Annotated in this window: 12 protein-coding genes and 1 pseudogene; 3 read left to right on the top strand and 10 right to left on the bottom strand. The window is 39.8% G+C overall.

The window, feature by feature from the left end:
- Nucleotides 1–168: 168 nt before the first annotated feature.
- The gene (locus AB4Z17_RS28060; protein WP_339208471.1) at nucleotides 169–624 is read right to left on the bottom strand and encodes a GNAT family N-acetyltransferase; all 456 of its coding nucleotides are present in this window, start codon (nucleotides 622–624) and stop codon (nucleotides 169–171) included.
- 547 nt (nucleotides 625–1,171) lie between these two features.
- Nucleotides 1,172–2,089 carry a cation diffusion facilitator family transporter gene (locus tag AB4Z17_RS28055; protein ID WP_441963457.1) on the bottom strand — a complete coding sequence of 306 codons (918 nt, stop codon included), beginning with the start codon at nucleotides 2,087–2,089 and terminating at the stop codon, nucleotides 1,172–1,174.
- A gap of 354 nt (nucleotides 2,090–2,443) precedes the next feature.
- Between AB4Z17_RS28055 and AB4Z17_RS28050 the strand changes: the two genes are divergently transcribed.
- The gene (locus AB4Z17_RS28050; RefSeq protein WP_441909926.1) at nucleotides 2,444–2,692 is read left to right on the top strand and encodes a hypothetical protein; all 249 of its coding nucleotides are present in this window, start codon (nucleotides 2,444–2,446) and stop codon (nucleotides 2,690–2,692) included.
- A gap of 367 nt (nucleotides 2,693–3,059) precedes the next feature.
- Entirely contained in the window at nucleotides 3,060–3,857 is a 798-nt protein-coding gene (locus AB4Z17_RS28045) for a polysaccharide deacetylase family protein (RefSeq protein WP_441909927.1), read from the top strand.
- A gap of 49 nt (nucleotides 3,858–3,906) precedes the next feature.
- Here the strand turns inward: AB4Z17_RS28045 and csaA are convergent, their stop codons facing one another.
- On the bottom strand, nucleotides 3,907–4,236 hold the full coding sequence (csaA, locus tag AB4Z17_RS28040) for a chaperone CsaA (RefSeq protein ID WP_076270140.1): 330 nt from the start codon (nucleotides 4,234–4,236) through the stop codon (nucleotides 3,907–3,909).
- Between the two features lie 319 nt (nucleotides 4,237–4,555).
- Here csaA and AB4Z17_RS28035 point away from each other — a divergent pair, with 319 nt between their 5' ends.
- The gene (locus AB4Z17_RS28035; RefSeq protein ID WP_441909930.1) at nucleotides 4,556–5,473 is read left to right on the top strand and encodes an aldo/keto reductase; all 918 of its coding nucleotides are present in this window, start codon (nucleotides 4,556–4,558) and stop codon (nucleotides 5,471–5,473) included.
- Between the two features lie 82 nt (nucleotides 5,474–5,555).
- On the opposite strand, the gene AB4Z17_RS28030 is transcribed toward AB4Z17_RS28035, so the two are convergent.
- The 7 genes and pseudogenes from AB4Z17_RS28030 to AB4Z17_RS28000 form a co-directional block, all read right to left on the bottom strand.
- Nucleotides 5,556–5,816: a hypothetical protein gene (locus AB4Z17_RS28030; protein WP_441963455.1), complete on the bottom strand. Its 261-nt coding sequence runs from the start codon at nucleotides 5,814–5,816 to the stop codon at nucleotides 5,556–5,558.
- 120 nt (nucleotides 5,817–5,936) lie between these two features.
- The gene (locus AB4Z17_RS28025; RefSeq protein ID WP_441963454.1) at nucleotides 5,937–7,082 is read right to left on the bottom strand and encodes a Ger(x)C family spore germination protein; all 1,146 of its coding nucleotides are present in this window, start codon (nucleotides 7,080–7,082) and stop codon (nucleotides 5,937–5,939) included.
- Between the two features lie 2 nt (nucleotides 7,083–7,084).
- On the bottom strand, nucleotides 7,085–8,557 hold the full coding sequence (locus tag AB4Z17_RS28020; protein ID WP_441963452.1) for a spore germination protein: 1,473 nt from the start codon (nucleotides 8,555–8,557) through the stop codon (nucleotides 7,085–7,087).
- Nucleotides 8,554–9,651: an endospore germination permease gene (locus AB4Z17_RS28015; protein ID WP_441963450.1), complete on the bottom strand. Its 1,098-nt coding sequence runs from the start codon at nucleotides 9,649–9,651 to the stop codon at nucleotides 8,554–8,556. Before AB4Z17_RS28015 ends, AB4Z17_RS28020 begins: the two co-directional genes overlap by 4 nt.
- Before the next feature lie 225 nt (nucleotides 9,652–9,876).
- Entirely contained in the window at nucleotides 9,877–10,572 is a 696-nt protein-coding gene (locus AB4Z17_RS28010) for an HAD family hydrolase (RefSeq protein ID WP_441909938.1), read from the bottom strand.
- Nucleotides 10,573–10,604: 32 nt separating this feature from the next.
- Nucleotides 10,605–10,859: pseudogene (locus AB4Z17_RS28005) on the bottom strand (histidine phosphatase family protein); the annotation flags it as partial.
- Nucleotides 10,860–10,874: 15 nt separating this feature from the next.
- Nucleotides 10,875–11,108, bottom strand: coding sequence for a DUF3953 domain-containing protein (locus tag AB4Z17_RS28000; protein ID WP_441963448.1), 234 nt, complete (start codon nucleotides 11,106–11,108; stop codon nucleotides 10,875–10,877).
- Nucleotides 11,109–11,245: the final 137 nt, after the last annotated feature.

Below are 11,245 nucleotides of genomic sequence, written 5' to 3'. Positions count from 1 at the left end.
GGTTACAACTTGACACTCCTATGCTTATATTAAACGATCCATCCGCAATAATCATATCGATATTACGATTTAGGTATCATAATTCTTAAACATTCTTTTATATGAACGCAGCAAAGGCTGCCGTCTCATTTAGGTCGGCAGCCTTTGCTGTACGAAATTTTATTCTCGTTATTTGTGAACAGCTTGCTTGAAGCTATACTTCGCAAGTACTTCTCCCCAAGGAGCATAACCTTCTTCTTTAAAACCTGCTTTTGAGTAAAGCTTCCTCGCTCGCTCATTTTCCGGTTTATATCCAAGGACAATAACATCCGTTCGGTCACTTGCATTTTTTATTTCATCGATAACCAGCAGCATTGCTTTAGAAGCATGACCTTGTCCTTGAAATGCTCCATCAATCATAAACCGATAAATCCAGTAGTTCCCATCGTCTGGGTCAAGCCCAAACATTGTAAAACCAATCATTACTTCATCATTGTAAATCGCCCTCGTTACAAATCCTTTTAAAAATTGCACTTCAGCGATCGAATAAATATTAGGTGCGATATATTTTTCTTGCTCTGGTTTAGGTTTAAGCTGTGCACATTGTTCCCAATTACTAATGTCTAATGCCTTTAATGTAATCATTCCTGGATTCCTCCCTGTATTTCAGGAAAAACCATCTATCGGATTTCCCTAAGTGATAGGCCTCTCGAACAAATCGATGATTTGAAACCGGTCATTTCTCATAACGCATCACTCCTTCTATAAAGATAGCTACAATACACATCATAAACGACTTATTCGCAGCTTGGGTAATAAAGAATGTCTATAACTGAAGTTTACTGAACTCAAAAATATCATTTATTTATCATGACAGATCTCGAGTCATTCAGTGCATCGTCGGAGAACTTAGGATGATATACAACCACCAACATAAAAGTAAGGGAATGCAACAAGCAATTAATATAACGATTACGACAGCTTTGCCTTTTAATTGTTTCATCATCTATACCCTCCGTATGCTAAATATTCCAATTACGAGATAGACGACTAATCGCGAGCCTTTGTTGCGTTTAGGTATACTGCTTAGTGAAACCATTCATTCTTATATCATTCTTAACCTGTTGAAAAACAAACAAAAAACGGATGCCACAGCACCCGTTTTTCCGCATTCGTATCGGCTTAACTACCTTTACTCTTTTTGAGTGTTTTCCATATACCATGGATTTAAATGAACAAGAACCTCTTCCACCATCGGGTTTTGCGACTGAATCACACGTTTAATTTCTCTACTAATGTCATGGCCTTCTTGTACGCTTAATTCAGCCGGAATACCCACCCTTACATCAACAATAATGTAATGTCCGTGCTCTCTACCCCGTATTCGGTCAATTCGCTTTACTTCAGGTATCGACTTAACGAGCTCTGAAATTTGTTCCATGCTCACTCCATCAATATTTTTCTCCATTAATACGTCAACAGAGGTTTTTCCCATTTGAATGGCCAGCTTTAGAACAAAATAAGCAACAATGATTCCAGCGAAGGGGTCTCCATATTTTAAAAAATGAATATTGTAATGTTCACCTAACATGGCTAGAGCAATACCAATAACTGCTGCCAGTGATGCGTATACATCCGCTAAATGGTCATATGCAGTGGCAATTAAGCCGCTGCTATTCGTGTTTTTGCCAATTCGCATCGTGTAAACATAAAGCCACTGTTTCCATACGAGTGAAATGGCTGCTGCAATGAGGACAAGCAGTGTTGCTTTATGTGGCGGTTCCATCATTGCCATTACGGAGTGATAGCCCATGTAGAGCGCAGCAAGGACAAGTACAACCGCTACAATTCCTGCTCCGATAACCTCAGCTTTTCCGTGTCCATACGGATGATCCTCATCCGGCGGTCGCTTTGATATCATCATTGAGACTAATGCTGCTGCAGTTGCAAATACATCTCCTGCGTTATGAACGCCATCTGCAATAAGCACTTGGCTGCCAAACAGCAAACCAACTGTAAGTTTCATGACGGTCAATACAATGTTGCTAATTAAGCTGGTCCAAATCGCGAGAGTTGATTGCTTGTTCGTTGCATCCAGTTGAGTAGTCAATCCTTGAGCACTTCCTATCTTCTATAGCCTTAAAGGTACCGTGTCATTATACAAAACGAAATTCATGTGGGTCTAGAGAAACAGTCTTGCCCCATGTAAGAAATCTTCCCAGACACCAATAGAGTTTGAATAAACTAATTTTGTTGCTCATGCGCAAAACCAGAAAAATCCAGTAGAATGAGAGCATTTATACCGCATCGCATAATAAAAACAAATTTTAGACTAAAAAAAGGCTCCTGTAACTCTACAAATAGCCAATACCTATCTACTCGTTCATTCATAGAATAGTCAGTAAGAATCATCTACAGTCAAGCTGCTTTAAATAGTGATGAAAGAAAGGGATGCTGAGCTATTATGGGATGCGAATTGGGACGTGTCATCATTGAAAGAAACGAAGGCACGATTATTTTTGGGAATGTTGGCAGAATAAACATCAACATAACCAATATAGCCGGAAAAGGAAGCAGCAGTGATTCTAGCAGCAGCGACAGTGACAGCGGCAGCGATAATAGCGCTTCTGGTCAAAATTCAACCGATTCCTCTGATTTAAGATCAATATCAGTGAATTTAACTAGAAAATTTCTAAAAAAGAAACGAAAATAGATTTAATAACAGCCATTTGGTTATCAAAGCAGGTCAATCAATAAAGGGGACAACGGTTAATGAGACTTATATTAAATAGTCTCAGAGTGCCGCTGTCCCCTTAAAAATTCATCTGCTTCATTCTGATGGCCATAGCCCGTCCATCATTCTTCTTACACAGTGTTTCCAATTAACAGATCAATAATCAGTAGCTGATGTCGATTTTTGTGAGATTTTACAACATAGAAACAAGTTAGCCATAGTGCTGACACTTTTGTTTTTTATACTGACTAAACAAACATTCCAAAGATATATGCCACAGTACAAAAAGAAAGGACAAAAGAACCGTCGCAATCAAAACATCTTACACAAAACGAGGAATTAGATCATGCGAAAACTTGCCATTTGTATTATTTTAATCATTGTTACTCAATTATCTGCATGCAGCAGCAGTCCAAACCCTATTCAAGCAACAGTAAATGACACAGATGAACAACTTGAAACAAATTTAATTACTGTAAAGCAGCCTTCCGAAATCGATGATGACAAAAATAATAAAACGATATATTTAACCTTTGATGACGGCCCCTCTTCAGCTACCAATGAAATATTGGATACGTTGAAGCTATTTCATGTAAAAGCAACATTTTTTATGTTGGAACCAAAAATGAGACAGTCTCCAGAAATCGTTAAACGAATTGTAGAAGAAGGACATGCCGTAGCTTTGCATGGTGTCACACACAATAAAAATCGATTTTACCGTTCGGAACAATCTGCGCTGGATGAAATGAATCAAGCTCAAAAAACGCTTGAGAAAATTACAGGCATCTCAACGGTTCTAATTCGTACGCCTTACGGCAGTGTACCTTATTTAACAGATTCATTCAGGAAGGTTTTAAATGACAACGGGTATAAATTGTGGGATTGGAACGTGGACAGCAGCGACTGGTCTAATTCAAGCAAAGATTATATTAAAACGACAATATCTCAAATACAAAAATTAGAGAAAAATGATGTGACCCCTATCGTGCTCATGCATGATCTACCAGAAACGGCAAAGCATTTAACTAAACTTCTTACCAGCTTAACAAACGATGGTTATGTACCAAAAAAAATCGAAGCTGACATGGAGCCCTATAACTTTAATTGCTACGATCGCTGTCGACGTGTGAACGTGGAAAGCTAAACAGGTTGCCGATTATATCGGCAGCCTGTTCTTTTTTTGATAAACTTCCTCACGCAATTGGCGTCCCATTCGGAACGGGTTGATCTGGCTTTAAAAGAACTACATCACCTTCCGATGGGACTCCACCAATGACAAGCACCTCGGATTTAAAGCCCGCAATACGTCTAACAGGAAAATTCATAACTGCGGCAACTTGACGGCCAATAAGCTGTTCTGGTTCATACCGTTCTGTGATCTGTGCCGAGGAATGTTTGACGCCAAAATCACCAAAGTCGATTTCTAATTTTATTGCGGGTTTTCGAGCTTCTGGAAAAGGTTCTGCATGAATAACCGTACCAATACGAATATCTAATTTCATGAAATCCTCAATTGTCGCCATGTTTGCTGCCTCCATTTAATAATAATTCGCGATTAAATGACTTCCAAGTTGAAACTATTTTTCCAGAATACCGAATTCACGTTTGTATGTAAATACCAGAGCACGTGGATAGAGATGCCGTGCCAACGACCAGCGGACACATATATCATTTTATCCTTTTTGTAAACATTGAAATACGGCGGCCTTTTGTGAGACAATCATAAGGCACAATTGTTTAGGAAGGCGTTTACATAGTTTGTGCAGCAACAAATAGAACACTCTTCTATTTGCGATGAATCCATCAAACAAAGTTAACCAATCTCGAAGGAGGACTTAAATCATGAGGACGATGAAGCTTGGAAGCAGTACACTAGAGGTGCCGGTGATTGCAGTCGGTTGCATGCGTATTAATTCGCTGGACAAGGCCGGTGCCGAACGTTTTGTTCAGACGGCGCTAGATAAGGGTGCGAATTTCTTTGACCATGCTGATATTTATGGCGGTGGAACTTGTGAGGAAATATTCGCAGATGCTATTCATATGAACGCTGAAGTTCGCGAGAAGATTATTTTACAATCAAAGTGCGGCATTCGTCCTGGCATGTTCGATTTCTCCAAAGAACATATTTTAGAATCGGTAGATGCAATTTTGAAGCGACTGAGAACGGATTACTTGGACATTCTGCTTTTGCACCGTCCAGATACATTGGTCGAGCCGGAAGAAGTAGCTGAAGCTTTTGATCGCCTTGAAAGCTCAGGCAAAGTACGCCATTTCGGCGTATCCAATCAAACACCAATGCAAATTCAACTTTTAAAGAAATCGGTGAAGCAGCCTCTAGTCGCTAACCAGTTGCAACTAAGCATTACGAACGCGACTATGATATCGAGCGGATTTAACGTAAATATGGAAAATGATGCTGCTGTGCACCGTGATGGCAGTATCCTCGATTATTGCAGACTGAACGATATTACGATTCAGCCTTGGTCTCCATTCCAATATGGATTTTTTGAAGGCGTATTCCTTGGAAACGACAAGTTCCCGGAATTGAATAAACAAATCGATGAAATTGCTGAAAAATACGATGTTAGCAATACAACAATTGCTATTGCATGGCTTTTGCGCCACCCTGCGCATATGCAACCGGTAATCGGTACAATGAATCTTGACCGCCTGAACGATTGCTGCAATGCGAGCGAAGTTCATTTGACACGCGAAGAATGGTATGCCATTTATCGTGCTGCAGGAAACATTCTTCCTTAACAGAAACATGGGGCGAGATATTCCGTCTTGCTGCTATAAAACAAGGAAACCTCAAGCCGCTATGGACTTGAGGTTTCTTTATTTAGATCAAAGCTATAGCAAGAAGCGAAAACAACGACAAAGTCAATAGACCTGCCCCAAAACCATAACCATACCCATAACCATATCCGTTATCATACCCATTACCATAATATGCCGAAGTTCTTACCCTATCCGATGTCCGTAAATATACATTGTTTCTATCAACGTTTACGATAACGCCTTCATGGCAACGGCCATCACGAGTCCGAACACGGACTCTACAGTTCATATTATTTCTGCTAAAACGATACATTTCTTCCATTCAAGCTCACCTCCCACTATCATGCTCCTTTTAATCTATGATTAGTAGAGGCTTCATGATTGTGCTCATGCTACAAGAGTTACGAGGAATCTTGTTTTAGACTCCAAATGACTACATCAATTAATTTTTTGTCCCCTTATATTTGCCCGTATTCAAGAGATTGACGTTTACTTTAATGTCCTTGATAGAATCATTTTTCAAGAAAAAATCATCGGTGCTGGATAAGCGCTTAAACTCCGCGGGTGATGACTGATAAAGCGACTGTCTGAGATGAAACGGATCGATTTGAATCTTAAACGCTTTACTATAGGTGTTCGTAATTTCCTTGCGAATGGCATCAGCAGTACATTCCTTCAAATGGTTTATGGTTACGTCTTGCATTAGCTCAATGACAATGCCCTTTGCCTCAACTTCAAGATTATAGCGAGTTTCTCCCTTTTCCGTTACGGGTCTAATTTTCATTCTCGGAGATGAAAATTCAATAACGGCAGCCGGTGATCCGTGGGCAGTAACTTGAAGCGGTATACGTTTCAGTCCCTCTTCCGCCCATCTAATCCCTTGCAGATCCCGTCCTGACATCCATCCTATCATCTTGTTTTTCTTGAAAAAATAACCACCTGATAGGCTGAACATCGGCTTTGGTTGTTCGTCTTCCGACCAATCTTTAGAATCAAGGTCAAGTGATGGAATCATTGCCGGCTCTCCAGGTTCGTTTAAATCCGCAATAACACGATTCCCAGTAACTGGAATGATTACTGAAACGACTGAATGCATTTGACTAGCCGTAAACATGATCGTTTCCAGTGGGGATAAATTCAGAATCGATTTCTGAATAAATATTTCTGGCAGGCTCCTCTTTGTTCCATAGATTAGAATATTGTACCTTACTTCCCTGTAACGATTAATCGCGCTATACACATCGGTGACACCCTTCTTGAGCACCGCTTCTGTCATAACAACAGCTTTAACATGCCCCCAAAACACTTGCAGCTGGGATGTTCTGCTAATGTCTGTTAATGCTAATGCCATCGTTTTCCCTTCCCCTTTGCCTACCCATACGGGGACAGCTTTACCAAGGCTAACTTGTTCACTATGCGAGATGTTTGAAAAATTGAGTATCTGCGTATAAGCAATCCATTTGCCGTCTTTAAAGTCAACGCCAATAGCCGTCGCATATGCCATATTTTGAATTTCCGGCGTACTCGTGCAACCGTTTAGAATCATAATACTACTCAGAAGCACGCTTATTGCCCGGAAAATATACATGTCTAATCCTCCTTCTTCTTATCTTGATCTTTCGTTTGCAGCGCGGTAGGTCGTTTGTTGATTTTATCCCACGGCAATCTCAGGAACGAAATAAGCAGCTCACTAACAGATAGCGGAGATAAAGGCGCCAAATAGCTTACGCCAAATGATTTTATAGTACCCATGTAACCAATGAGCAGAACCATACCTAAAATCACGCCGTACATGCCGAGAATTGCGGATAGTGTAAAAAAGAACAGCCTCAAAATACTTACCTGCGTGCTTAACGTCTGATTCACTAGAGTTACCCCCGAAACGGCGGTAATCGCACCAACTACGACTACTGAAGGTGAGACCAAACCCGCACGAATGGCTGCATCTCCAATGATCAGCCCCCCAATTGACGTCAGTGTCTGACCGATTGCGTTAGGAAGCCTTACTCCCGCTTCCCTGAATATTTCCAGCAGCATGAGCAGCAGAAACATTTCCATATGCGAAGAAAGCGGCAGCCCCAGTCTTGTCACAGAAATGGTAGCCATCATTTGAAATGGAATTTGGTCTTGATGAAACGACACTAACGCAACCCATATGGCTGGCAAGAATATAGACAGGAATAAGCTGATCCCTCTTATTATTCTTGAGAATGAAACATACGCATAGTTGAAATGGGCATCCTCTGGAGATTTTAAGATAAGGGACAAGCCAGCTGGCGCAATTAACACCATTGGCAATCCATCAATAACGAGTACTACACGGCCCGATAGCAAGCTTTGGACGGCATAATCAGGTCTTCCGGTAAAATCCATAATTGGCAATAGCTTAAATTTAAAATCAGACAACAATTCCTCTAGCTGACTAATACTGATTAAACCGTCAATATCAATCTTTTCCAATCGCGCATGTAAGTCCTCCAATATCTTGGGATTAATGATGTCATAAAAGTAAAGAACCCCAATCCGCGTCTTTGTTCTTCGTCCTATTGTCAAATTATCTACATGGAGAGAAGGGCTTCGAAGCCGTTTACGGATTAAGGCAATATTTACAGTAATATCTTCAACGAACCCATCCCTTGGTCCCTTAACCGAAATTTCTGTACTGGATTCGTATGGTTGTCTTGTTGGCTTATCTGCTATGCTTACAAAAGCCACTTTATTTTCTTCGGTGAATATGAGCAGCAGATCCCCTTGAAAAATAGCCTCCGATAGCGCATCTTCGGTTACTTCTGTAAATTCCGTAATTGAGAGTACATTGGACAACCGCACAATCGGGTCCTTGAACGAGCCCTGTTCTTTAAAGAGTCGATTAAGCTCAGGTAAAATAAATTTACCAATATCAGCCGTATGACTCAGTCCTTCTGCAAAAGCAATCACAACTTCAACGCTCTCTTGATCTCCAAAGTGGCAAGCTTGGATTTTGACATCTGATGAACCCGCAAAGAGAGCCCTTAAGCTTTCCTCATTCCAGATCACTGACTTTGACTGTGCTTGTCCATTCATGTTTTTCCCTCCTTTGAGGCAGATCCTAAGAACAGGGCGGCAATCATCCATAAGAATGAAAAGGATAACAATACCGCCAGCGAGATTGGCATGTAATAACGATCCATCCATAAATAAAAGGTATATTCGTTTACTCGAAACAGGGACAGAAGGATATAACTCACCATAATGATAGCTATTGCCCAGTGTCGACTGCGTGCTTGACGAAGAGAAAGCAATTCAACGAATAAATACACAGATAAGCTTATGCGAACAATCGCGCCAGACAGCCATTGAAAGATGGATAAAAAGTCTAGATGCTCAACAAATTGCCCGATTTTTACTAGCCTCCACTGCTCGTATGGCGAAGTCATTTGATGGGATGCTTCTATGGGGCCAAATTCTGTAATCGCACCAACGATAGGTCCCAGTGATATGACGATGGAAAATACGCCATATAAAAGCAGCTGCCAAGCTCGAACTTTCGTCTTCAAATGATGCTGCAGCACGATAAGCGCCATCAGCTCCACAAAACCTGCGCCGGAATAAACCATTCCATTCCAAACAGGGCCCCATCCATGCTCTAGTACAGGCTTTAATAACGAAAAATCTTTCATGGGAGAATTGAATGAACCGACAAAAATGCCTAACAACGCAACAAGCGGAAGCAACACGCCTGCAACGATCGCAATGACCTTTAATCCCCACATAGACATCGCTGTACAAAATAATACCAGTGAGACAACGAGCAGCATCTTAGGAGTAGAGGGCAAATAATTTGTCACATGCCATGTAGCCGTATGGATGACGGTCATACCGCCAATGAGATACATCTGAATGCAAACGGGAAGGATAAGAAGCCAGGAAACAAAAGGAGAGCTTCTTCGGGATAGCCACTTTTTCCACTCTTGCTGACCTGACCGGTTCATTAACCAGACCAATAGCAAAATCCAAATCAGAAAAAACACACCTGTAATCAGTACAGTAATCCACGAATCACGTTTGGACGCAGACAAAATCATCGGATTTACGATAACGTGGCTGGCAAGGCCATTCATTAATGAAAACATCATAAATACCTGCACAAAGCTGATTTTATTACCCGAACCGCTCAAATAAAATCACATCCATATCTATACAATCCGTATTTACTCACTCTATTTTGGTACTAATTTCAATTTAATATTCCAAAAGGAACAAGTTGCACTGATTCCATTCAAATCATGTCTTGGATCAGCCTAATAAAAAAATGGCAGCCTTGGACGAAAAAACTCGTCATAGGCTGCCAATTATATGTAACAATGTGTAATCAAATATAAGCTGGTTTTCTAACTTAGCATCTACTCTAAACATTTTCTTGTTAATTCATAAAAGTCGTGAATTTGATCAATTTGATCTTTCTTTTCGTTAGTCTTGTTTAACCATAGTGAATGCATGCCATATTTCCTTGGTGCCACGTAATCATTCTCATAATCATCACCAATGAATAGGATTTCATGCTCCTGACAACCAGATTTATCAATTGCGTATTTATAAATTCTTGAGTCAGGTTTTCTCCATCCAAATCCAATGGAAGTCACAATGAAATCAAAACTATGGATCAAATTATTTATATCCAGCAGCTCTTCTATGCCATCCCTAATCATGAAATTAGACACGATTGCCAAATGATATTTTTCTTTAAGTTGTGCAACTGCCTGCTTAGTTTCTTCCTTAATAAAACATTTAGACTTATAGGTATCCCAGTAATTTTCGTATAAACGATCTATAACTGCTTGTCTATTTTGTTTAATAGAGGTTGTGTTGTTAACGATAAACTCAATTCTTTGTTTCATTTCATATTCTTGATGTGTCTTATAACTATCACTTAATGTTTTTTTGGCAAGCTTATATTTTTTATAGTACTCATCAAAATTTACCCAATACTGCTCAACACCAGAATTCGCATAAGACCAGTAAGCATAATCACTTGCATTTGGGAGCTCAATTAAATCAACTATGGTTTCCATACAATCAAAAATAATATACTTAATCATTTTCATCCTATCTCCCTAGCTTAACCCATGGTTTCTTTTAAAAAGTTTACTTCTTTAAGATCCTCAAAAACCAATATTTCTTTGCCAGAAGACTGCGCTAGTTCCTCTATCGTCAATAGCGCCCTTCTGTATGGGCTTGAAATAAAATTGTCTATTCCCTCTTCTTTCAATATTTCAGTTATGATACGGGCATCTGAAATCCCTTTTTCAGTTAGCCCACGCGCTCTCTCCTTCCCTTCTCCTTTAGGTGAATCTCCATGCCTGACCATGTAAATAAACGTTTTCATATCTAAACCCTTCCGCTAATTCAATAAGAAACCTTGAATGGAAACAAATAAGGCAAATAAAAAAACAATAATACTCATATACCCCCAAAAACTTTTTCTGTCTTTTTGAAGTTCAGCTAGTCCTGTTACTAACATAAATATGGCTAGAAAAAACATCAAATATGGCATCATTTCAAAGTTTTTAGTCGTTAAACTATAACAGGAAAGACCGAAAACAATTATCGCTAAAATAATTCTACTTTTTTTCACAACATATCTCCCCTTTCTCCCTAAAAACTATCTATGTCTATTAAGATTCAAAGATACCTTATATTTACATGATATCATAATTACGGATTCTCTATTTCACTCACCTACCCTTAACTTACTAACAAACCCATCAATGT

Origin of the sequence: Paenibacillus sp. TAF43_2, assembly GCF_052113545.1 — a bacterium.
Classification (GTDB): Bacteria; Bacillota; Bacilli; order Paenibacillales; family Paenibacillaceae; genus Pristimantibacillus.
This window is presented reverse-complemented; position numbering and strand designations above follow the sequence as displayed.